General features: G+C 61.8%; 20 protein-coding genes. 5 read left to right on the forward strand and 15 right to left on the reverse strand.

The window, feature by feature from the left end:
* Positions 1–8 precede the first annotated feature (8 nt).
* The 4 genes from PSN43_RS14325 to PSN43_RS14340 are packed head-to-tail and all read right to left on the reverse strand — an operon-like array spanning position 9 to position 2,576.
* A complete protein-coding gene (locus PSN43_RS14325) occupies positions 9–221 on the reverse strand; it encodes a 4Fe-4S binding protein (protein WP_272701418.1) in 213 nt (70 codons plus the stop codon).
* Positions 214–771, reverse strand: a complete 558-nt coding sequence (locus tag PSN43_RS14330; protein ID WP_272701419.1) for a 2-oxoacid:acceptor oxidoreductase family protein — start codon at positions 769–771, stop codon at positions 214–216. Before PSN43_RS14330 ends, PSN43_RS14325 begins: the two co-directional genes overlap by 8 nt.
* Positions 761–1,522 (reverse strand): thiamine pyrophosphate-dependent enzyme, encoded by a 762-nt coding sequence (locus PSN43_RS14335; RefSeq protein WP_272701420.1) that lies wholly within the window; start codon positions 1,520–1,522, stop codon positions 761–763. The genes PSN43_RS14330 and PSN43_RS14335 overlap by 11 nt, the downstream gene beginning before the upstream one ends.
* A 4-nt stretch (positions 1,523–1,526) precedes the next feature.
* The gene (locus tag PSN43_RS14340) at positions 1,527–2,576 is read right to left on the reverse strand and encodes a pyruvate ferredoxin oxidoreductase (RefSeq protein WP_272701421.1); all 1,050 of its coding nucleotides are present in this window, start codon (positions 2,574–2,576) and stop codon (positions 1,527–1,529) included.
* A gap of 479 nt (positions 2,577–3,055) precedes the next feature.
* Here PSN43_RS14340 and PSN43_RS14345 point away from each other — a divergent pair, with 479 nt between their 5' ends.
* Positions 3,056–4,621, forward strand: coding sequence for a BCCT family transporter (locus PSN43_RS14345; RefSeq protein ID WP_272701422.1), 1,566 nt, complete (start codon positions 3,056–3,058; stop codon positions 4,619–4,621).
* Between the two features lie 83 nt (positions 4,622–4,704).
* Positions 4,705–5,526: an IclR family transcriptional regulator gene (locus PSN43_RS14350; protein ID WP_272701423.1), complete on the forward strand. Its 822-nt coding sequence runs from the start codon at positions 4,705–4,707 to the stop codon at positions 5,524–5,526.
* A gap of 84 nt (positions 5,527–5,610) precedes the next feature.
* Here PSN43_RS14350 and hydF read toward each other — a convergent pair whose 3' ends face one another.
* The 10 genes from hydF to fdhF form a co-directional block, all read right to left on the reverse strand.
* Positions 5,611–6,816 (reverse strand): [FeFe] hydrogenase H-cluster maturation GTPase HydF, encoded by a 1,206-nt coding sequence (hydF, locus tag PSN43_RS14355; RefSeq protein ID WP_272701424.1) that lies wholly within the window; start codon positions 6,814–6,816, stop codon positions 5,611–5,613.
* 16 nt (positions 6,817–6,832) lie between these two features.
* Positions 6,833–7,825, reverse strand: a complete 993-nt coding sequence (gene hydE, locus PSN43_RS14360) for a [FeFe] hydrogenase H-cluster radical SAM maturase HydE (RefSeq protein WP_272701425.1) — start codon at positions 7,823–7,825, stop codon at positions 6,833–6,835.
* On the reverse strand, positions 7,812–8,402 hold the full coding sequence (locus tag PSN43_RS14365) for a hypothetical protein (RefSeq protein ID WP_272701426.1): 591 nt from the start codon (positions 8,400–8,402) through the stop codon (positions 7,812–7,814). The genes hydE and PSN43_RS14365 overlap by 14 nt, the downstream gene beginning before the upstream one ends.
* Before the next feature lie 18 nt (positions 8,403–8,420).
* Positions 8,421–9,830: a [FeFe] hydrogenase H-cluster radical SAM maturase HydG gene (hydG, locus tag PSN43_RS14370; protein WP_272701427.1), complete on the reverse strand. Its 1,410-nt coding sequence runs from the start codon at positions 9,828–9,830 to the stop codon at positions 8,421–8,423.
* 256 nt (positions 9,831–10,086) lie between these two features.
* Positions 10,087–11,547, reverse strand: coding sequence for a sigma-54-dependent transcriptional regulator (locus PSN43_RS14375; RefSeq protein ID WP_272701428.1), 1,461 nt, complete (start codon positions 11,545–11,547; stop codon positions 10,087–10,089).
* Positions 11,548–11,551: 4 nt separating this feature from the next.
* Positions 11,552–12,670, reverse strand: coding sequence for a PAS domain-containing sensor histidine kinase (locus PSN43_RS14380; RefSeq protein ID WP_272701429.1), 1,119 nt, complete (start codon positions 12,668–12,670; stop codon positions 11,552–11,554).
* A gap of 15 nt (positions 12,671–12,685) precedes the next feature.
* Complete coding sequence (locus PSN43_RS14385) at positions 12,686–13,201, reverse strand: 4Fe-4S dicluster domain-containing protein (RefSeq protein WP_272701430.1); 516 nt, start codon at positions 13,199–13,201, stop codon at positions 12,686–12,688.
* Complete coding sequence (locus PSN43_RS14390) at positions 13,202–14,593, reverse strand: [Fe-Fe] hydrogenase large subunit C-terminal domain-containing protein (RefSeq protein ID WP_272701431.1); 1,392 nt, start codon at positions 14,591–14,593, stop codon at positions 13,202–13,204.
* Positions 14,594–14,597: 4 nt separating this feature from the next.
* Positions 14,598–15,176 carry a 4Fe-4S dicluster domain-containing protein gene (locus PSN43_RS14395; RefSeq protein ID WP_272701432.1) on the reverse strand — a complete coding sequence of 193 codons (579 nt, stop codon included), beginning with the start codon at positions 15,174–15,176 and terminating at the stop codon, positions 14,598–14,600.
* On the reverse strand, positions 15,161–17,260 hold the full coding sequence (gene fdhF, locus PSN43_RS14400; protein WP_272701433.1) for a formate dehydrogenase subunit alpha: 2,100 nt from the start codon (positions 17,258–17,260) through the stop codon (positions 15,161–15,163). Before fdhF ends, PSN43_RS14395 begins: the two co-directional genes overlap by 16 nt.
* Before the next feature lie 411 nt (positions 17,261–17,671).
* Between fdhF and PSN43_RS14405 the strand changes: the two genes are divergently transcribed.
* On the forward strand, positions 17,672–18,265 hold the full coding sequence (locus tag PSN43_RS14405) for a putative sulfate exporter family transporter (RefSeq protein WP_442874880.1): 594 nt from the start codon (positions 17,672–17,674) through the stop codon (positions 18,263–18,265).
* Here PSN43_RS14405 and PSN43_RS14410 read toward each other — a convergent pair.
* Entirely contained in the window at positions 18,184–19,008 is an 825-nt protein-coding gene (locus PSN43_RS14410) for a YitT family protein (RefSeq protein ID WP_272701434.1), read from the reverse strand. The two genes, PSN43_RS14405 and PSN43_RS14410, sit on opposite strands and share 82 nt — an antisense overlap.
* Positions 19,009–19,716: 708 nt before the next feature.
* Between PSN43_RS14410 and PSN43_RS14415 the strand changes: the two genes are divergently transcribed.
* Together PSN43_RS14415 and PSN43_RS14420 are read left to right on the forward strand one after the other, a co-directional pair.
* A complete protein-coding gene (locus tag PSN43_RS14415; RefSeq protein WP_272701435.1) occupies positions 19,717–20,994 on the forward strand; it encodes a PAS domain-containing protein in 1,278 nt (425 codons plus the stop codon).
* A gap of 282 nt (positions 20,995–21,276) precedes the next feature.
* The gene (locus PSN43_RS14420; protein ID WP_272701436.1) at positions 21,277–21,954 is read left to right on the forward strand and encodes a FadR/GntR family transcriptional regulator; all 678 of its coding nucleotides are present in this window, start codon (positions 21,277–21,279) and stop codon (positions 21,952–21,954) included.
* The last annotated feature ends 32 nt before the right edge of the window (positions 21,955–21,986 follow it).

Raw genomic sequence — 21,986 nt, forward strand, 5'->3', positions numbered from 1 at the left:
AGGCTTAACTATTCGACGACGACGCCGATGGCAACGTCAGGGCACACTATGCCGCAGATATCACAGAGAACGCACTTTTCGGGGTTCTTCTGGTAGACGTAGTTGTATCCCTGGGCGTTGATCGTGGACCCGAGGGCCAGGACTTCCTTGGGGCAGTTGTCCACGCAAAGCCCGCAGGCCTTGCAGCGGCGGGCATCAATGACATGACGCTTCTCACTCATTGTCCATCTCCTTTTTCACGGCGTCATAGCCGGTGCGCAGCGCGTTGATGTTCAGGTCCACCAACTGGGGCTTCTTCGAACCCATGGTTTCCCTGACCACTTCCTCGACGGTCTCCAACTTCAGCAGGCCGGTTCCGGCGAGCACGCCGCCCAGCATGACCATGTTGGCGCAGCGCACGGTGCCGAGTTCCACAGCGGTGTCGGACACGGGCAGCAAGATCTGATCGAAGCCGTCGACTTCGGAGGGCTGCTCCACCATCGAGCTATTGGTGAAGAGCTTGCCGCCGGGGACCACGCCCTCCAGGCAATTGCCGTAGATGGACTGGCTGAGGGCCACGGCGATGTCCGCGTCATTCTCGACGATGGGGCTTCCGATGGCCTCGTCGGAGACGATCACGAAGGCCGTGGAGTCGCCGCCGCGCTGCTCGATACCGTAAGTCTGGGTCATGACGACCTTCAGATTCTCCTTGATGGCGCCGAGGCAGACCATCTTCGCCATGAGCGCGGAGCCCTGACCGCCCGATCCGGAAAACATGCATTTACGCAACATCGTTCTGCTCCGTTTCGTCTTTGAAGACCTGAGGTTGGAAGTAATCAGTCATCTCGTTTCCGCACCGCGCGTAGGAATCCTTGACCTTCATCTTGAGGCCGGTCGGGCAGGGAACGATGATTTCCACGAAAGCGTAGCCGAGACCCTTGATCTGGCATTCGAACGCCTTCTGGATGCTCTTCTTGGCCTTGCGGATTGCCTTGGGAGTCGCGACGGACTCTCTGGCCAGGTACTTCACGCCGGGCATGGCGCGCATCATCTCGGGCACCAGGAGCGGGTAGCCCTGATGGGGAACCTGGCGGCCGCCGACCGTGGTGGTCGTGACCTGGCCCTCAAGGGTGGTGGGGGACATCTGTCCGCCGGTCATGCCGAATACGGTGTTGTTCACCATAATAGTAGTAATGGGCATTCCCTTGTTGGCGGCGTGCAGGAGATCGCCGAGGCCGATGGCGCAGGTGTCGCCGTCACCGGCGTAGGTGAAGACGATGTTGTCCGGCCGGGCCAGCTTGTAGCCGATGGCGAACGAGGGGGAACGGCCGTGGGTCGCCTCGATGGCGTCGATATCCATGTAGTGGTGGGAGAAGCCGCCGCAGCCGATGCCGACGATGGAAACGGTCCTCTCCATGATGCCCAGGTTCTCGATGGCCTCGGCGACCAGACGGGTCACCGTGCCGTGTCCGCAACCGGGACAGTAGCTGGTCAGCTTGTCCAGGTTTAACGTCTTTCCGTATTTGGAGCTGAGATTTTCCATTTGGTTATTCCCCCAGAATGCGGTTTGCTTCGGCAATCATCTCTGCCAGGGTGTTCATCGGCATGTCGCCGCCGGTCTTGCCGAGGAAATGAACCGGCATCCGGCCGTTCACGGACAGGCGGACGTCGTCGATCATCTGACCATGGTTCATTTCGACCACCAGGATGTTCTTCACGGAATCGGGAAGAGCGGTGAAGGCGCGCTCCGGGAACGGCCACAGGGAGATGGGACGGATGAAACCGACCTTCTTGCCCTCGGCGCGCATCTTGAAGACGAGGTCGCGGCACATGCGGCCGTGGATGCCGAAGGCGGCGACGACCAGTTCGGCGTCCTCCACCTGATCCTGTTCCCACATCTGCTCGTTTTCGCGGATGGTCGCGTACTTGGCGCGCAGCTTCTCGTTCATGTCGAAGCCGTCCTGGTGGGAGTAGCTGCCGGTGATCAGGGCGCGTTTGGGATGGTCCTGGGTGCCGGTGAAAGCCCAGTCGGCGGTGTCGAACTCGGCGGAGTAGTCGTAATAGTCGGGCAGGGTGGTGGATTCGGTGGTCTGGGCGCTCACGCCGTCGATCACGAAGAGCACCGGGGTACGGTACTTGTACGCCAGGCGGATGCCCTGCGGAACGATGTCTGCGATCTCCTGTCCGGAGGAGGGCGCGAGGACGATGGTGTGGTAATCGCCGTGAGCGCCGCCGCGGGTGGCGACGTAGTAGTCGCTCTGGGCGCCGAGGATGTCGCCGTCGCCGGGACCGACACGCATGGAGTCGATCATCAGGCAGGGCAGCTCGGCCGCGCACATGAAGCCGATGGCCTCATGCATCAGGGTCAGGCCGGGGCCCGAGCTGGAAGTCGCCACCAGCTTGCCCGTGCAGGCCGCTCCGGCCAGGGCGCTGGAAACGGCCAGCTCGCTCTCCATCTGCATCATTTCCCCGCCGTAGTTGGGCAGGATAACAGCCATGCGCTTCATCACGTCGGTTGCCGGCGTGATCGGGTAGGCGAAATGATATTTCACCCCGCAACGGGCCAGGCTCTCGGCAAAGGCTTCCGTGTTCTTCAAGAACAAAGTTTCTTGGGCCATATTCACCTCAATGGAATCTGCTGTGGTTAGAATCTACACTTACCGCCTCTGTGTACCGCATTATGGTACTTCGTACCACTTATATGGGGAAAATTCCCCCGACTCAGTCTTCCTCTCATGTGCCGTATTGCGGTACGACGTTTCGAATAGCTGCACGATAGAAGGAAGCGCTCGCCCCGTCAACCCCTTTTGCCCACTTTGGGGGCCGGTCTGTGCGAAAAATTTGCCAATTTGTAACCAACTTCTTGAAATCACACAGCTAATAGCTTAAATTGATTCTATCGTACAAAAACGGCAGCAACTATTGACACCATCTACTCAGTGCCTTACGCTTACCACAAAACGGTACGGTATTCCATAAAATGAACACCGTGGTTTTGGATGACCGGCACCGCATCGCGGAGTGGCAGATGATTCAAGCCCAAGGTGACGTAAAGCTGGCAACAGGAGGTTAGCGTATGCCGGTCGATAAACCTGATGACAACCGAAGATCCTTGAACCACTACACTTTCTGGCCAGGTTTTTCCCTATTGGTCGTGGGAATCACCCTGGGCCTGACCTACCACGAAAGGCTGGCCGACCTGCTGTCCTGCATCATGTCCTGGATTCACATCAATTTCGGCTGGCTCGAAGTTTCGTTGGGCATCATTATCGTAATGTTCACCGTTGGCGTGGCATTTTCCCCCATCGGCAATATCCGGTTAGGCGGCAAGGACGCCAAGCCGGAATTTTCATTTTGGCAATGGTTCGCCCTCTCCCTGTGCGGATGCATCGGCATCGGAATCCTGTTCTGGGCCATGGGCGAGCCTATCTACCACATGATGCAGCCCCCCCTGAGCCTGCACATCAAGCCGGGCACCAAGGACGCGGGCGTGTTCGCCATCGCCCAGACCACCCTCCACTGGACCATCGCCCAGTACTGTTTCTACACCATCTGCGGCGTTGCCATCGCCCTTGTCAGCTACAACCGAAAAGCTCCCCTGTCCGTCGCGGCAGGAATGTACGCCATATTCCCTGCAAAATGGCGTTCCTTCCTGACGCCGACGGTCCACGCCATCTGCCTGTTTTCCCTGTGCTGCGCGGTGGCCACCAGCATGGGCGCCGGACTCATGCAGATCGGCAGCGGCACCGGACGGATCTTCGATTACACGCCCGGCCCCGTGACCTGGGGAGTGGCTGCGGCGATCATCATTCCCATTTACGTCCTGTCGTCCTATTCGGGACTGAAGAAAGGCATGTGCTACCTTTCCACCGGAACCACCCGCGCGTTCTTCTTCTTCATGGCGATAGTGCTCTTTGCCGGTCCCACCTTGTTCATCCTGGGCATCGGCGTCGAATCCTTCGGCTATTTCGCCAACAACTTCTTCCGCAACAGCACCCTTCTCAACACCATGCAGGCCAACGACAAGTGGCCCATGCAGTGGCTCGTGCCGTACATGGAGATTTTCTTCATCTTCGCCCCCCTGCTCGGCCACTTCCTGGCGCGCATGGGCAAGGGTAGAACCATCCGGCAATTCATCCTGGTCAACATCATTCCGCCGACCATTTTCTGTCACTTCTGGATCGCGACCTTCGGCGGCACCGCCGTGTTCTACCAGTGGAGCGGCCTGACCGACGTCTGGGCCGGCATACATGAGTTCGGAATGGAATCGATGGTCTACATCATCCTGTCCCAGTTCCCGTTCAGCAAGATTCTGATGGGCCTGTTCGTCGTGACCATCATCTTCTCCTTCGCCACCATGACCGACTCCCTGGTGGCCACCCTGGCAATTATCTCGACCAAGGGCGTGCAGGCGGGCGAAGAACCGCCCAAGAAGCTGAAGATCATCTGGGGCGTCGTGGTCGGGCTCATCGCCTATGTCCTATGTATATCAGGCGGGATCGAACCGGTTCGGGGGCTGATCTCCCTTGCCGGATTCCCGATGATGATATTCACGTTCGCAATGTGCGTTTCTCTTGTAAAGGATGGTATGTATCTGCTACGACAACCGGACTGGCTGGACAAAAACAACGATAACGGATAATCCTAGAATGCCCTTCCTGTTACGCGAAGGGCATTTTATCTTCCCGGCGCCCAGAATATGGGACCGGTTTTTTTGAGGAGACGATGTCCACTACAGACAAGTATTACATGATGCGTTCTCTGGAAAAGGCCCTTTACGTCGTCGAGACGATGGCGACCAGGAGCAAGTGGGAACTGAAGGATCTCAGCGCGGCCTGCTCGATTCCCAAGGGAACCTTGCAGCGCATTCTGCGCACTCTCGAAGACCTCGGCTACGTCCGTCAGGTCGAACGCGGCGGAGCCTACGCCCTGAGCCTGAAGTTCTACAAGTTGGGAAAGCAGATAGCGTCGCAGAGCAGCATCGTGCCCATGGTTCAGCCCATCATGCTGAAACTGCGGGACAAGGTGAACGAAACCGTCAATCTGAGCACCCTCTCCGGCGTGGACATGGTGGTCATCCACCAGATAGCCTCCCACCACGCCCTGCAAATGGACTCCATCGTCGGGACTTCCTTTCCCGCGAGCCTTTCCGCGTCCGGCATAGTCTTTCTCGCCTTCCTGCCCGAAGAGGATCTACGCGCCTTCATCAAGGACCTGAGGCGAAGCAACTCGGACATCAACAGCGAAAAGATCATCCGGCTCTACAATGACATTGAAGACGCCAGGGAAAAGGGTATCGGCCTGGATTTCGAGGAGCTGTTCAAGGGCATTCGGTGCATCGCCGCCCCGGTTTTCGACGACGCGGGGAACATCGTGTCGACCATAAGCTGCTCGGTACCCACAGTGCGGCTGGACAGGGCGTTGTCCCAAAAGCTCCTCCAGGAAATCCCGGCGGCGGCGGAGGAAGCTTCCAAGCTGCTCGAAGCCCCGTCCCATTCCTTCAAATTCGACATGGAGGAGATCACCAGGCGGCTCATAGCTCCCTAGCTTCCCTCAACGGCCCGCATGGCCGGTCATGCGCAATTCAAAAAAAGGAAGCGGCTTCGGCCGCTTCCTTTCTTTCTTCCCCGGCTACCGGGCTCCAAACACCCCGACAACCCTGTCCAACACCCCCTGCACCTTGGAGATGACCACCCCGTAATTGGTGACGGGAACCTGCCGGAGGGCGCATTCACGCATTCGATGCAGCATCTCCCGCCTGTTTATCATGCACCCGCCGCAGTGGATGGCCAGGGAATACTCCTCCAGGTCCTCCGGAAAATCGTGGCCGGAGTACATGGTGAATTCCAGGCGTTTTCCCGTGTACCGGGATATCCAGCGGGGAATTTTCACCCGGCCGATATCGTCGGCCTCGGTGTGGTGGGAACACGCTTCGCACAGCAGCACCTTGTCGCCGTCCCGCAGGGAATCCACGGCGTCGGCTCCCTGTACGAGCTTTCGAAGGTCGCCCTTGCGCCGGGCGAACAAGGTGGAAAAGGTGGTCAGGGGAACGTCTTCAGGGACCTCGGCGGCCACCTTCCGCACCACCTGTGAATCGGTGACGACCAGAGCCGGAGCCTTTTTCAGCATATCGAGGGCCCCGGCAAGCTCCTCGTCCTTGACCACGACGCCCACGGCATCGCTGTCCAGGATATCCCGCAGGACCTGAACCTGCGGCAGAATCAGCCTTCCCTTGGGCGCGGACAGGTCCAGGGGCACGACGCACAGGACCGTGTCCCCTTCGGAAACAAGATCGCGCACCAGAAGCGGCTCCTCGCAATATTCGCGGGGGGCCGATTTGACCAGCATGGTCTTGAGGTACTGGACGCCCCGGCCATTGGTGGCGCACACGCTGAGGCAAGGAAGGTAAGCGGACCGGCAGAAATCGACGTCCGCCTCCGAGGGCGTGGCGACATCGGCCTTGTTGAAGACCACGATCACCGGGATATCCATGCTCCGCAACGTTTCCAGGACAGTCCGTTCGGGGACGCCGATCCCCTCCTCGCCCACGACGAGCAGGGCCAGGTCTGTCCGGTAAAGGACCCGGCGGGCCGCCTGGACGCGCTGCGCCCCCAACTCCCCGACGTCGTCCAGCCCGGCCGTGTCGTAAAACGTGACGGGCCCGAGCGGCAACAATTCGTAGTGCTTGGCCACGGGATCTGTCGTCGTGCCCGGATGGTCGGCCACAATGGAAATCTCCTGGCCGATGATGGCGTTGATGAGCGAAGACTTCCCGGCATTGCGCCTTCCAACAAGGGCAATGACCATACGGTCTCCTTTCGGTGTCCTGTTCGACATTGTCTATCTCCTGGTCTTATTTGAAATAGGCAGGGGACGCGCCCCGTGCCGGGGATGGCTGATAACCGGCCTTGCGCAGGCGCAGCCGCAAGGCGCGAACAGCGTCCGCGACCGTTTCGGTGGAACCGTTTTTCCCCGGATAGAGGAAATATTCCCTCCTGACCGACTCCGGGGTGACGGAGGGCATGACCACGTTCGCTCCGGCGGAAAGCCCCTGCTCGCGGCCGTCCGGGGCCAGGGCGTCCAGCGCGCTGGTGGCCGGGATGTTGGCCAGGGGATTCAGGATGCGCAGCAGCGCGAGCGCCCGCAGGGATTCCTCCATGGACCCCGCCGCGGCCCGCCTCAAGGGAGTGTCCGGGTGCGGGACGAAGGGCCCCACGGCAATCATGTCCAGAGAAAGGGCGGTCAATTCCAGTATGTCGTTGGCGAGAATCTCCGGGGTCATGCCCGGCAGGCCCGTGATAAGGCCGGAACCCGTCTCGTATCCCAGACGGCGGAGAAGGCGCACCCTCTCCACCCGCTCGCGGACGGACTGGCCCGGCCGACAGCGCCGGTGCAACTCCTCGTCAAACGTCTCCACCTTGAGCAGGTAACGGTCGGCCCCGCAATCGCGCCAATACCTGTAGGCATCCTCATCGTGGTCTCCGAGGCAGAGAGTCACGGAGACGTCGCCCAGCATTTTTATTTCCCGAACGAGCCGACCGATGCGGCGAACCGCGCCACGCCCCTCCTCGCCGGACTGGAGGACCACGGTGCCCATGCCCGCCCGCACGACGCACCCCGCCGCGCGGACCACGGATTCATCGCCCAGGACATAGCGGCGCAGTCCGGCATTGCCCATGCGCAGGCCGCAATAAAGGCAGTCCTTACGGCACTGGTTGCCGAACTCCACGACCCCGCGCTGGAAGACCTCGCGCCCGAACACGGCGTCCCGAACCGACGAAGCTTCCTTGAGCAGTTCGCCGGAATCCGGTGCCCGGAGCATGTCCGCGATCTCATGCGGGCGCACTGGAATCCAACCTCCTCCCCTGCTCCAGGGCCAGCGCGCATTCGGCCGCGATGCGGAACGCGGCGCGCGTTTCCCGATCAGCTTCCTCGGGAACGCGCCCGGCGCGGGCGCAGGCCAAAAGCGTTTCCACCGGCGCGTCCACCGCGCACCAGAATCCTTCGGGGGCGAGGACGCGGGACCGCGCGAAATGGCCGAAAAACATCCGGTCGTCGACAAGGACCGCTGGCAGGCTCGGCCTGAACGGCATCTCCACCAGATCCACCCGCTCCCCGAACGTGTCTTTCAGCCCGTCCAGGTAACGGCGGGAAGCTCGAAGCTCTCCCATCATGTCGTTGGGACCGGCCTGGGGACGAAGCAGGCCGAACAGCTCGCCCGCCCAATGGCAATGCCCGGGATCGGGCAGGAGGAAGGCCGAAAGACGCGCCCCGCCCGGCCGGGCCAAAGCCGACTCCAGCCCCCGGGCGATCTCGGCGTTGGCCGCGAAGTTGCCGTAAGGAGGAGCGTAGAGCAGAATTCGCCTGCGCGCCTGCGAGAACGTCCGCCCCAGCTCCAGGGAGTCGACACCTGCCGCTATCATCCGCCCGTCCCGCATCCTTTAGAAGTACAGATCGCGTTCGCCGCGTTCGATACGCGCCAAGCGGTCCATCAGCGCTTTCCGGCCTTTTTCCGGCCCGGTCTCCGCCTCTTCCCGCACAAAGGGAACCGAGATTTCGCGAGTATCCGCGCCCGCGTAATCCTGAAGGTACTCGCTGAACGTGAGGAGCGCGTTGGGGCGGCAGAAATCCTGGATGAATCCGGTCTTGGCCAACTTCATGAACTCCTCCCCGGTCCGGCCCAGCCGGTAGCAGGCCGTGCACCAGGAGGGAATGTACCCGTGCCGCACGATCTCGCGGACGACCTCGTCCAGGCTGCGGTTGTCGCCCACGCAGAACTGCTGCACGTCGGGGCGGTCGTAATCCGGATCGGTGTACGCGCCCGGATAGGTGCGCGACCCCGCGCTGATCTGCGAGACGCCGATGTCGAGCAGCTCCCGCCGCATCTCCCTGTCCTCGCGCGTGCTCAGAATCAGGCCGGTGAAGGGAACAGCCAGCCGCAGGACGGCGACCAGCCGCTTGAACTGCGCGTCCGTGATCGGATACGGCGGATTGAAGGCGATCTCCGAGTTGAGGGCCGGTTCCAGACGTGGGAAGGACAGGGTGTGCGGTCCCACGCCGAACGCCTTTTCCAGCTCCGCCGCGTGCGCCAGCAGGGCCAGGGTGTCGAAGCGATAGTCGTACAGCCCGAGCAGCGCGCCCATGCCCACGTCGTCGATGCCCGCCTCCATGGCCCGGTGCATGGCGGGAAGCCGCCACAGGAAATTGCTTTTGTGGCCCTTCGGATGAAGCTTGGCATAGGTTTCCGTGTGGTAGGTCTCCTGGAAGCACTGGTAGGTGCCGATGCCCACCTCATGCAACGCGCGGAACCCTTCAACGTCCAGCGGCGCGCAGTTGATGTTCACCCTGCGAATCTCTCCGCTTTTCTCCGAAACGGTTTCGTAGACGGTGCGCACGGTGTCCGCGATCCAATCCGCGCCGAACTTCGGATGCTCGCCGTAGACCAACAGCAGCCGCTTGTGGCCGAGGTCCTCCAGTACGCCGACCTCGCGCTTCAGCTCTTCATGGGTGAGCGTCCGCCGGACCAGGTCCGTGTTGGTGTCCTTGAACCCGCAATAGGCGCAACGGTTGGCGCACTCGTTGGTCACGTAAAGGGGGGCGAAAAGCACGACCCGGTTGCCGTAGATGGCCTTCTTGACCTTGCGGGCGGAGTCCGCGATCTCCCCGTTCAAATCGGGGTCCTCGGCCTGAAGCAGACAGGCAGCCTCGGCCAGGGTCAACCCCTTCAGCTCAAGCGCCTTGTCGAGGATTTCCCGGATGCGGGCAGGGTCGGCGACCCTGTTCTGGTTGACGATATCCCATATCGCCCTTTCATCGATGAAGTTTTGCACTCCGCTGGTGTCGATTTTCATTCTTCTGTCTCCGTGAGGACCTGAGCCTTCCGTCCGCAATCCCTGAAAGAAGCGCCGAACGCTCGCGGAAAAGCCCCTTGTGGACGTTCCGCTCTCACTTTTTAAATTTTAATTAAGTGCTTAATTTATTTGAATATATTTGTTAAAAAGCGTCAAAAAAAAGTTCAGGGGGAGCGTATCCCCGGAGGGTGTCTTTCATTCGGCCGTCTGGTTAAGGAAGGTTGGTCGATGTCTTGGATGAGGCCCGAACGGACGCCTATTCAGGCTCCGGTCCGTCCTTTTTCCTGGCCGCGAGCCGGTAATGGAGCATTCGGATGGATATTCCGAGGCGCGCCGCGGCCCGAGTCTTGTTGCCCGAGGCTGCGGACAGGGCCGCGTCTATATCCGCTTCAGTCGGTCTGCCGCGGCGCTTCCCGCTCTCCGGCAACGGATGGGAAGCCGGGCGGGGAGGCCGCGGCTCGCCCACCTCATCCCCATCGGCCAGGGCGTTCCGCAGGTGTTCGGGACGCAGCTCCACATCGTCGTGCATGACCGAAACCCACTCCAGGGTGTTTTTCAGCTCCCGCACGTTTCCGGGCCAGGGGTGGGATAAAAGCATCCGGGTCGCTTCCGGGGATATTTCCTCGAACCGCTTGCCCCGTTTCCGGGAGAAGGTGGTCAGGAACAGCCGGGCCAGAGGCACGATGTCGTCGGGCCGTTCGCGCAGGGGCGGGACCACTATGCTGCCCACCCGCAGCCGGTAATACAGGTCCTTGCGGAAGAGGCCCTCCTCGATTCGCTGTCCCAGATTGAGATTCGTGGCGGCGACGATGCGGACGTCCGCCTCGATTCTCTCCAGCCCGCCCACGCGATAGTAGCTCCGGGCCTCGATGACCCGCAGCAGCTTGGCCTGGAGTTCCACCGGAATCTCGCCGATCTCGTCGAGGAAGAGGGTGCCGCCCCGGGCGAGGTCGATCTTCCCGCGCGCGCCGCGCGCCGAGCCGCCGGTAAAGGCTCCCGGCTCGTAGCCGAAGAGTTCGCTCTCGAAGAGGGATGCGGGCAGGGCCGCGCAATTGATGGCCACGAACGGATGCGGTGCCGGGTCCGGTCCGTAGTGGATGATCTTGGCGACGATGTCCTTGCCGACCCCGGTCTCGCCCTGGATCAGCACCGGCAGGTCCCGGTCCTCATGGTACCGCTTGGCCTGGGCCACGACCTGCCACATGGCGTCGGAGAATATCCCGATGTTGTCCAGACCGGCCTGCTTTTCCATGAGGTCCTGAAGGCGCGACAGCTCGGCCCGGTAGTCACTGGTGGCCTCGGCCACGACCTCGTCGAACCGGCGGGTCAGGCGGTCGTTTTCGGTCAGCAGGGACTGATGCTCCGCGACCCGTTGCAGGGTGGCCTTGAGCTCGTCCAGGTTGATGGGCTTGGTGAGATAGTCGTAAGCCCCGGCCCTGAGCGCCCCGATGGCCAGCTCCAGGTCTGCGTGTCCGGTGTAGAGAACCACATCGGGCAGAAGAGGGCCGGGCAGCGTCTTAAGCTCCCTGACCAGCTCGATACCCGTCATGCCGGGCATCTGGATGTCGGAAAGGACCATGTCGAAACCGTAGTTCCGGCACAGCCGCAGCGCGCTCTCCGCATCCGGGCTGGAAGTCACCGCCTGCCCGAGAAGGGTCAGGTATTCGGCGAGGGATTCGCGGGTCGCCGCGTCGTCGTCCACAAGCAGGATGCGCACGGTCCTATACTCCGTCGTCTTCCGCAGCGGGCAGGACGACGCGAATCATCGCTCCGCCCTCCGGCCGGTTCCGGGCCGTCACCGTTCCGCCCGCCGCCTGGACTATGGTCTGCACGATGGACAGCCCGAGTCCCATGGACGAACCAGGCGACTTGGTGGAAAAGAACGGCTCGAACATCTTTCCGGTCATCTCCTCCGCAAACCCCGGCCCGTTGTCGGCGACGGTCAATTCCACCTTTCCCGGCTCCGGGGAACACACGTCGATCCAGACGAACTTTTGTTTCCGCTCCACCTCGTCCAGAGCCTGCATGGCGTTGGCCGCAAGGTTGGCTACAAGCTCCTCGAAACGGATGCAGGTGCCGCTCACCTTGGGCGAATTCTCGTCGATATGCAGCTCTGTCCGAATGTTGCGCGCGCCGAACTGCGACTGGATGAGGGAAAGCGCGGAGCGCACGGCCGCGCCCAGGTCGCACGCCTTCGGGGCGGCGTCCTGCTTCTGCCTCAGATATTCCCGCAGGTGGTTGACGATGGAGTCCGCCCGGTCCACTTGCGCGGCGATGTCGCCCAGGATGCGGACGAGGTCCTTGCCCGGCCGCTCGGACCGCTCGGCAAGCAGTTGCGCCGAGGCGGTCAGGATGCGGATGGCGTTCAGAGGCTGGTTGATCTCATGGGCGATGCCGCCCCCGACCACGGCCAGGGTCGTGACGCGGCTGGCCTTCTCCATGGCGATCCGGGCCTCGGCCAGCGTCGCTTCCGCCTCCCGCTGCGCGGTGACGTCCCGCCCCACGGACTGGAACTCGACGACGTCGCCGTCCTCGTCGAAGATGCCCTTCGTCACGAACTGGACGAAACGCACCCGCCCCAGGGCGTCCACATAGCGAGGCTCCGTGATGATTTCCGGATTCTCGGGCGAGATGGAAAAGACCTGGCCCACGATGGAGTCGCTTTCCTCGGGGTCCAGAAGATCCTTGAAGCTCGCTCCAAGCAGCTCCTCCGGCCTCTTGCCGTAGAATCGGCAGAACGCGCCGTTGACGAAGGTCAGCCTGCCGTCCGGGCGGAACCGGCGGATCAGCTCCGTCTGGTCTTCGACCACGGCCTGGTAGATGGAATCGACGGAAGTCATTGATGCAATATACCCTTATCTCTGTCCAAAGGCTACCTGCAGCGCGCTATGCCGCCGCCTGCCCCCGGCAATGCGCTGGAGTTCGCCGCCGTCCATGATCTTGAGGGCGTTGGCCGGGCACACCGCCACGCAGGCCGGGCCGCCGTCGCGGTCCTCGCACAGGTCGCACTTGTACGCAAGCAGTCTGTCCGGCTTTCCGGGGAGGTGTCCAACCTGCATGGCGCCCACGGGGCAGGCGGCCATGCACGCCTTGCAGCCGAAGCAGCGGCTCTCGTCCACGCGCACCACCTCGCCGTCGTGGGTGATCGCCCCGGCGGGGCACACGGACACGCACGGCGCGTCCTCGCACTGGCGGCACTGGATGGGCGCGGTTACTTCGGCTTCGTGGACTACGGTGATGCGCGGCGCGAACGGCATCTGCCGCCTGGTGACACGGCCGGTGTAGTCGCCCAGATGAGCCTTGACGCAAGCTATTTCACAGGCGCGGCAGCCAATGCAGCGCGAGGGATCGGATAATACGAACGTATGCATTTACTCATGCCTCCCCGCTTCCTTCCCGTACCGGGTGTGAAGCAGTTTGTGGGAGAGTTCTCCCAGTGGTTTCTGAAGAAAATTCTCATACAGCGCCTTGACGGCCGGGTTGCGGTGCGCGGCCCTGACCGGCAGTTCCCGGTCGTGGTCGTGAAGAGCCTTGCGGCGGCGGGACACGGCGTCGGCCACGTCCACGCCCGGCAGCAGCTTGGGCTGGCCTCCGCCCGCCACGCAGCCGCCCTCGCAACACATGACCTCCATGAACTCGAAATCGGCCTTGCCGGACCGCACGGCTTCCAGCACCGGCGCGACGTGGGCCAGGCCCGACACGATCACGCCCCGGACCGTCTTGCCCCCGATCTCCACCGAAGCGCGAAGCACACCCGGTTCCTCTTCGCTCCGAACAAAGGCTACGCCGCTCTCGTCCACTTCCTTGCCGGAAGTCGTGGCGATAGCGGTGCGCAGGGCCGCCTCCATCACGCCGCCGGACGCGCCGAAGATGGTCCCGGCCCCGGAATATAGGCCCAGCGGGGCGTCGAATTCCTCCTCGGGGAGGCTGTCCAGGTCGATACCCTTCTCCTTGAGCATGGCGGCCAGCTCGGTCACGGTCAGCACAGCGTCCACATCGGCGTGCCCGCCGTTTTGCATCTCGGGACGCTCCGCCTCGCCCTTCTTGGCGGTGCAGGGCATGACCGCCACGCTGGCGATCTCACCCGCGGTTTTTCCGGCCTGCTCCGCCCCGTAACTCTTGAAGAGCGCGCCCGCCATCTGCTGCGGGGACTTGCAACTGGAAAGGTGATGGATCAGGTCCGGCCAGGCGGTCTCCACATGACGCACCCAACCGGGACAGCAGGAGGTGAACATGGGCAGGGTCCCGCCGGTCTCGATGCGCTGGAGCAACTCGGTGGATTCCTCCATGACGGTCACATCGGCGGCGAAGATGGTGTCGTAGACGTAGTCGAAGCCCAGCCTGCGCAGGGACGCGGCGAGCTTGCCGGGAGTGAGCGTGCCCGGAGCCTTGCCGAACTCCTCGGCGATGGAGACCCGGACCGCCGGGGCGCACTGGACCATGGTGGTCCTCTCGGGGTCGGCCAGCATGGCCGCCACCTTCTTCCGGTCGATACGGAAATTGGCGGCGAACAACGGAGCGGGATCGTCTTCGGCCAGCCCGCGTTCCCGGCGAATCTCCGGCATCCGTTCCGCGCCTTCGTCGAAAGGCGAAAGGAAAGCCGCGCAGGTAAGCACGCACTGGCCGCACAGCACGCAACGGGATGTATCGATGGTCTGCGGCTCGTTGGGGTGTCCGACGATGGCGTCGACGGGGCAGACATCGGCGCACCGGCGGCAGCCGGTACACAGCATGGGGTCTATGGAAACGACTTGTGACGACATGGGACTACACCTCCTCGTAGGTCCGGCTCAGGGCCAATGCGGCTTCAAGATTACGGCGTCGCTTGACCTCGATGGGGTCCACCAGAGTCAGGGCCTTTTCGGGGCACGCCGCCACGCAGGCCGGTCCGCCCTCGCGTCCGTCGCAGAGGTCGCACTTGCTGGCGAGGCAGGCGGGTTCGAGCCGGACGCCCTTCGGGGTCGACGGGTCCAGCACCCGGCGCATGGCGGGTTTGCCGTGCTTCCAGACCTGGGCCATCTCCATGGCTCCCACCGGGCAGACGGCCAGGCAGGTCTTGCAGCCAACGCAGCGGTCCTCGTCCACCTGGACGCCGTTGGAGGTGTGCATGATGGCATTGTTCGGACAGACTTCGGCGCAGGGCGCGTCCTCGCAATGCCTGCATCCGATGGGAACACGGGAATTGTTGAAGCTGGTCAGGTACAGCCGGGGGGACAGAGGGACCTGGAGACTTCCCACCGACACCCCGCCCCGCTGGTGCGCGGCGGAGCAGGCCAGTTCACAGACGCGGCAGCCTATGCACCGGGCGGCCGCTACAAGGATAAAGGGACTCAGGCGAGCGTGCATGGTACGGATTCCTCTTTCAATATCGGAGTCGCTTTCAAGGCGTTGCCGATAGCTTTTCGTATAGACACGGCGCAGATCTTGAGTTGCGGCGTGTCGGTTACAGGATCGGCGGCCGAAGTGGTCAGGATGTTGGCCGGCGATTCGGAGAAATGGAAAGTCATGAAGACCTGTCCGCGACGGACCCTGCGGGTGATCCAGGCCTTGGCCCTGGCCGATCCGCGGCGGGAAGCGACCTCGATGATGTCGCCGTCCGCGATGCCGTGTTCGGCTGCGTCGTCGGGGTGGACCTCCACCAGTTCCTCGGGCCACGTGCCTTCCAGGCCGAAACAGCGCCTGGTCATGGTCGCGGTATGGTAATGGGCGACGACCCGGCCGGTGGTCAGGATAAGCGGATACTCCGCATCCGTCGGCTCGGCGGGCTCGATGTGCGGCAGCGGGACGAACTTGCCCGGTCCCCGCATACACCGGCCCACATGCAGAATCGGCGTGCCGGGATGGGTCTCGTCCGGGCAGGGCCACTGGATGCCGCCCGACTCCAGCCGCGCGTAGGTGATGCCGGTATGGGTGGGCGTGAGCATACGCATCTCGTCGAACACGTCACCGGCCCCGGCGTACCGTTCGGGCCTGCCCAGCCGCGCCAGGAGATCCGCCAGGATTTCCCAGTCCGGGCGGCTGTCGCCCACGCACGGGACGGCCTTGCGCACCCGCTGGACCCTTCTCTCGGTGCTGGTGAAGGTCCCGTCCTTTTCCGCGAAGCTCGCGCCGGGCAGCACCACGTCGGCAAGCTCAGCGGTCTCGGTCAGAAAGAGGTCCTGGACCACCAGAAAGTCCACATGGCGCAGGCAGTGCTCCACATGGGTGATGTCCGGGTCGCTGCGCATGGGGTTTTCGCCGAAGACGAACAGCCCCTTCAGGCGGTCCTCCCCGACGGCATTGAACATCCGGGGAATGGTCAGGCCGGGGGTTGCGGGAATCTTCACGCCCCAGGCCTTTTCGAAGTCGCCCCGCACGGCGTCGTCCGACACGTTGCGGTATCCGGTGAGCACGTTGGGCAGCGCCCCCATGTCGCAGGAGCCCTGCACGTTGTTCTGGCCGCGCAACGGGTTCACGCCCGTCTTGGGGCGGCCGACGTTGCCGGTCAGCAACGCCAGATTGGAGACCGCGAGGACGTTGTTGGTGCCGAAGATGAACTGGGTGACGCCCATGGTGTAATAAAAGGTCGTGTTGGCCGATATCCCGATGCAGCGGGCGGCCGCGCGGATGTCCTCCGCCGGTATTTCCGTGATGGCGGAAACCCTTTCGAGATCGAACTCGGCCAGCTTCTCGCGGAACTCTTCAAATCCTTCGGTAGCCGCCGCGACCGCTTCCGCATCGACAAGGCCCAAGTTGAGAATCTCGGCGGCGATGCCCGAAAGAAGCGCCGTGTCGGTTCCGGGACGCAACCGCAGCCAAACGTCGGCCGACCGCGCGAGGTCGATTTCGCGCGGGTCGATGACAACCAGCCTGGCCCCGTTGCGCACGGCTTCCTTCATGCCCAGCCCGATTATCGGATGACAGGCCGTGGTGTTGGAGCCGACCACGCAGACGCAGTCCCCCTCGCCCATCTCCCACAACTCGCGGATGGAGTTGGTCATGGAGCCGCTACCAAGCGATGTGGCCAGACCGGCCACCGTGGGAGCGTGTCAGAGCCGCGCGCAGTGGTCGACGTTGTTGGAACCGAGCCCTGCGCGAAACAATTTCTGGAAAAGATAGTTTTCCTCGTTGGTACACCGGGCGCTGCTGAAGCCGCCCACGGCTTCCGGCCCGTATTCGGCCGCGATGGAGCCGAGCCGCTCCGCGACCAGATCGAGAGCCTCGTCCCAGGAGGCCGGGACCAGTTCGCCGTCCTTGCGGATCAAAGGAGTCGTCAGCCGGTCGGGATGGGTAACGAAATCATATCCGTAGCGGCCCTTGGGGCACAGCGCGCCCTGGTTCACCGAAGGCTCCGGGCCGGCGGAAACGCTGACGATGCGGTCGGCTTCCACGTTCAGGGACAGTGCGCAACCGGCGCCGCAATAAGGACAAGTGGTGGTGATGTGTTGCATGGCCGCCCTTAAGCATGGGGCGTGCCAACAAAACAGACTTGCGCAGTCATGAAAAATAAGCCGTGATAACAGTTGGATGCCGGTTCTGAAGAAATGCAACTCCCAAAAGAGTTGCATCGCATTGCGCGCAATGCTGCCTGCAAAAACATAAAATTGCACGCAATGAAATGCATTTCCATTGCACCCATTCTATTTGGACCGCGCCATGGGAGAACAGCCTGCCGACAATCGGCAATACCGTTACCGGAACGGAACAACGGGAACGGACAATGTTCCCGACGGGGAACATCACAACGACACCGGCCAGCCCAGCAAACAATACAAAGCAATATATTTCGACCAGATATACGGACACCCCGCCCTGGCACACATGTTGCCTTTATGAAGGCATCATTTCGTTAGGGAGGATTTATGACTACTGAGACAAGGACCATGGACGGGGCCGACGTCCACAAAGCATTCATGAGCGAAGTGCTGGAAAGCCTTCCGGGCTTTCTGCTCGTCATCTCGGTGGCGGTTTTCGCGCATTTCGCCGCGCCGCTCCTGCTGCGGTTCGAATTTTTCAAGACGTACCTGACCATCAAGGACTTCATCTTGGCCATCCTGGTGGGCATCGCCATCCGCAACACGGTGGGCGTGCCCGGGATATTGCAGCCCGGCCTGCGCTTTTCCACCATCCTGACCAAGACCGGCATCGTGGTCATGGGCGCGAAATACTCCCTGGCGGGACTGGTCACGGTGGGTGGACATGCCCTCGGCCCGATCGCGCTGGTAGTCTTCCCGCCCCTGGGCCGGTTGCTGGAACTCAGCGACACCCACCACGGCGCGTTCGCGGGCGTGGGCGTCATCAACTCCGCCCCCTGGCCGCGGGCTTCATGCCGGCCGCCCGCCAGGGGAACATCCCCGAGCTGGACCGGCCGGGATCAATACACCTTCCTCTTCGAGAAATTGCCGCCGAAGACGCTGAAGGTGTTTTCAACCACAAAGATCGCCTCGGGATCGTAGTCGAAAACGATCTGCTCCAGCGAGCGGAGGCGTATGTTGTCCGTGATGGTGAAGATCATGCTCACCGGCTTTTGCGTATAGCCGCCGCGGCCCTCGAAGATCGTGGCGTGATACTTGCGCTCGACCATGACCCCGATCAGCTCGTCCGTTTTCTTGGTGACGATGCGGACGGCCTTGCGCTGGTTGAAAAGAGACAGGACGTATTCCGTGACCACCGAGCTGATGAAGATCATCACCATGGAGGCTATGAGCTTGTCCAGGGTATACCGGCTCAAGGCGGACATCATGACCGCCGCGTTGATGAAGAAGAAGAACACGCCGATGCGGACGCCGTACCGCTGGTTGAGGATGACCGCCAGCACGTCGACGCCGCCACCGCCGCCGTAGGTGCGGAAAATCATGCCGCACCCGGCGCCCATTATAGCACCGGACACTATGGCCGCGTACATCTCGTTTTGCACGCCCAGGTCCAGCTGGACATATGAAGTCATCATCGTGATGCACGCCATGGTGACGAAATTCAACATGAAGAACCGCCTGGAAACGCCCTTCCACGCGATCACGAACAGCGGCACGTTGATGAGGAAATACCAGTCCTCAAGCCGCAGCACCGGCAGAATCCGTTCCAGCACGACGGCGAAACCATAGGACCCGCCGGGCACGAAACCGTGGTGGGCCGCCACGCCGTTGTATCCCAACACATAGAGGAACCCGCCCACAAAGAGCAAAATCAGATTCCACACCAGAGAATCCGAGTACCTTCTAACTTTCTTCAACATCGCGAAACACCCTTACTCGAAAAACCATATTGCAGGAGCCCGTTTTCCCCAGGCCGGGCCGCCGGGCGAACCGACGGGCGCGCGCCGCCCTCCGGGACTGCGGCCCCTATGCCGCAGACGAACGGTCTCCTCTTTCTTTCCTCCGACTCGCAACAGGGAACCGCATACTAAACAAAGCGTCAAATAGAGAAGCAATTTCGATAAATTCCTGCGCTCATTCAGAGGAGAGCATGAAAACGAAGGGACAAACGAAACAAAAACAAACGGGACCTCGGCGGGCCGCCCCGGCCAAAGGCTCGTGAACGGCTTGGAAACATTCGAACATCGTCAACGTATGGGGCGCGCTTCATGCAGCGGCGATCATCCCTTCCCGGCAACGTAACGCTCCCCGGACGGCTTCTCCGCATTCAGACTCCAACTCCATATAATAGAACAGCCGAGAGAAGCCCGGGACAAGGCTCGCCGGACTTGGCACAAATATCATTCTGAAAATACACTTCTTTTCTGAAATAATTCTCCGAGATCAACGGGAACGGCTTCTCCGCGCAAACGCTTTCCACACCTGCGGCTGAATTGGTCGGACCAGACATTCCCTATTTGCCAACCGTTCTCAATTCACGTTAAGACGTAACTTGGCAACCACCCAATTCCGCTCAGACGGAAAGGACATTCATGTTGGATACAGTTTTGAAACCGGACTACTTTCCCGAGGAAAAGCTCCTCGCCAATTATCTTGAAATGCTGCCCGGCATCGTCTGGCGTATTGATGTGGTGAACAACGAGATCACGTTCCTGAACAAATACGCGGCCTCTCCCGAAGGGGAACGGATTCGCGCCATCCTCCAGAATCCGCAGATTCCCCAGGAGGTCGTCGTTCCCGAGGACAGGGAACGGTTCCAGCACTGCCACCAACTGATCCGCCGCCGGGGACGGACGGCCTGTTCCTTCCGGGTAAGCACCCAGGCCGGTGAGATCAAGTGGTTCAAGCTCATGGGTATGCCCGACCCGATCCACCAGCGATGCTCCATCGGGATTCTCCTGGACATCTCGGCCCACGCGGAAGCCATCCTCAACTCCACGGACAACATCAAGCTGTCGACCAAGATCGACCTGGTGGACACCCCGGTGCTGCTCGTCCGCTTCGTGGACCGGACCGTCCACCTCGCCAACAGCGCCGCCAAGCAGCTCCTCGGCTACGACGAGAGGACGCTGGCGGGCGTCACGTTGCAGGACCTTTTCCGCGACAACCCCGACACCGAACTCTACAACGTTTACGAGGGACTCATTTTCTCGGATCACTGGAACGGCGAACTGCGGGTCACCGATTCGCTGGGCAAAAGCCACGTCTGCTCCACGCGCATCCAGGCCATATCCATGCAGGAGGAAAACCTCCTGTGGGTGGCCCTCTCCCATCACAACAACTGCACCGCCTGCCGGGGCGTGCCCGTGAAACGGAACGAAACCGTCTCGGCCAAATTTTCCAGATCGTCCATGAAACGCTGCACCTCGGTCAGGGCCCTGCTCAAGACCATGCTCAAGGCCTTGCCGGAAGGAGCGCCGACCAGCGCGCTGCTGCTCTCGCGCATCTTCATCCGCGAAAACTATGTGGCCGTCACCGGCGTCGGCGAACCGTTCGACAAAGATCCCGAGGATTTCGAGCATCCCTACGAAGGGTCCATCGCGGAAAGCATCGTACGCTTCAAACAGGCCAACCACACGGTGGCGGACACCTCCAAGAGCATCAAGCCCATCGACTGGGCCCTGTTCATCCCCCGGGGCATACGCTCCTACTTCGCCCAGCCGTTCTTCGTCACGGACGAACTCGCCTATGTGCTGATCTTCTGCTCGACCCGGCCGGACAGCTACGACCCCGATTTCGAAGCGCCCCTGCGGGAACTGCATGACGATTTCATCACCAATCTGGAACGCTGCCTGGCCAAAAAACGCTGATTCTGGTCCAACCACACAGCCTCTCCACGCACCTGACGTTTTCCGCCGCCGCAATTCCGCGGCGGTTTCGTCACGGTCTTCTTTCAATTCGATGACAAACTAATTCATTAAAAAACGAGGTGTTATCGCGACACCTCGTTCTACGTCGCGAAAAAAGGTTGATCTGGTCCAACCAGATTTGTGCTTTTTTTCACTTTTTAGCTTGCGCAACTTCTTTTCCGCCCCTTAAAGGTGAATCAAAGACCCGGACAAAGGATAAACTTCTAACTGGTTGGACCAGATATGACAAATTCACAACGTCCTATCATATATCGAAAGATGCTGACCATGCTCCAAGACGGAAGTTTCGCGGTCGGCGACAAGCTGCCCGGTGAGCGGCGGCTGGCCGAACTGTTCGAAACCAGCCGCAACACCGTGCGCGAGGCGCTCTGCCATCTCGAATCCATGGGCTACCTCGAAATCCGCAAGAAGAGCGGCTGCTACGTGAAGAGCATGGAGGGACGCCTCAACTGGGAAATGCTCCGCGCCCGCAAGAGCACCGCGGCATTCCGCCAGATCGTGGACACGCTGGGGCTTGTCGCGCCGGGCCTGGTCCGCTCCCAGACCCCCAAGCTTTCCGCCAGGGACATCACCGGGCTGGAAAAGGCGACCGTCAACATCGGCAGGGCCATCGTCAACTCAGACCTGCCCACCATCGGGAACAGGTACATATCCTTCTACCTCGTCCTGGCCGAAATCGCGTCCAACGACTACCTGATCCTGCTCATGAAGGAGCTGGCCGCAGCCTCCGCCAACCTCGAAACCGCCGGAGGCGGCCTCTCCGAGGTGCAGGTGGATTCCCTGTTCGCCTTTCACGTGGAGCTGTTCAACGCCCTCAAGAAGGGTGACGCGAACACCGCCGAGCAGCTCGCGGGCGAATGCATGAAGGCCCTGCACAGGCTCGTGCTCCCCGAGGATTAGGCCGCGACACGGCGGCACGCAGGAGTTTCATC

It is taken from the genome of Desulfovibrio sp. Fe33, from assembly GCF_028532725.1.
Classification (GTDB): Bacteria; Desulfobacterota; Desulfovibrionia; order Desulfovibrionales; family Desulfovibrionaceae; genus Pseudodesulfovibrio.

Excerpts from the sequence above, each read along its gene's own strand:
- PSN43_RS14325 (WP_272701418.1), bottom strand. The coding sequence starts at position 221 with ATGAGTGAGAAGCGTCATGTCATTGATGCCCGCCGCTGCAAGGCCTGC.
- PSN43_RS14330 (WP_272701419.1), bottom strand. The coding sequence starts at position 771 with ATGTTGCGTAAATGCATGTTTTCCGGATCGGGCGGTCAGGGCTCCGCG.
- PSN43_RS14335 (WP_272701420.1), bottom strand. The coding sequence starts at position 1,522 with ATGGAAAATCTCAGCTCCAAATACGGAAAGACGTTAAACCTGGACAAG.
- PSN43_RS14345 (WP_272701422.1), top strand. The coding sequence starts at position 3,056 with ATGCCGGTCGATAAACCTGATGACAACCGAAGATCCTTGAACCACTAC.
- PSN43_RS14350 (WP_272701423.1), top strand. The coding sequence starts at position 4,705 with ATGTCCACTACAGACAAGTATTACATGATGCGTTCTCTGGAAAAGGCC.
- hydF (WP_272701424.1), bottom strand. The coding sequence starts at position 6,816 with ATGTCGAACAGGACACCGAAAGGAGACCGTATGGTCATTGCCCTTGTT.
- PSN43_RS14365 (WP_272701426.1), bottom strand. The coding sequence starts at position 8,402 with ATGATAGCGGCAGGTGTCGACTCCCTGGAGCTGGGGCGGACGTTCTCG.
- hydG (WP_272701427.1), bottom strand. The coding sequence starts at position 9,830 with ATGAAAATCGACACCAGCGGAGTGCAAAACTTCATCGATGAAAGGGCG.
- PSN43_RS14380 (WP_272701429.1), bottom strand. The coding sequence starts at position 12,670 with ATGACTTCCGTCGATTCCATCTACCAGGCCGTGGTCGAAGACCAGACG.
- PSN43_RS14385 (WP_272701430.1), bottom strand. The coding sequence starts at position 13,201 with ATGCATACGTTCGTATTATCCGATCCCTCGCGCTGCATTGGCTGCCGC.
- PSN43_RS14390 (WP_272701431.1), bottom strand. The coding sequence starts at position 14,593 with ATGTCGTCACAAGTCGTTTCCATAGACCCCATGCTGTGTACCGGCTGC.
- PSN43_RS14395 (WP_272701432.1), bottom strand. The coding sequence starts at position 15,176 with ATGCACGCTCGCCTGAGTCCCTTTATCCTTGTAGCGGCCGCCCGGTGC.
- PSN43_RS14405 (WP_442874880.1), top strand. The coding sequence starts at position 17,672 with ATGACTACTGAGACAAGGACCATGGACGGGGCCGACGTCCACAAAGCA.
- PSN43_RS14415 (WP_272701435.1), top strand. The coding sequence starts at position 19,717 with ATGTTGGATACAGTTTTGAAACCGGACTACTTTCCCGAGGAAAAGCTC.
- PSN43_RS14420 (WP_272701436.1), top strand. The coding sequence starts at position 21,277 with ATGACAAATTCACAACGTCCTATCATATATCGAAAGATGCTGACCATG.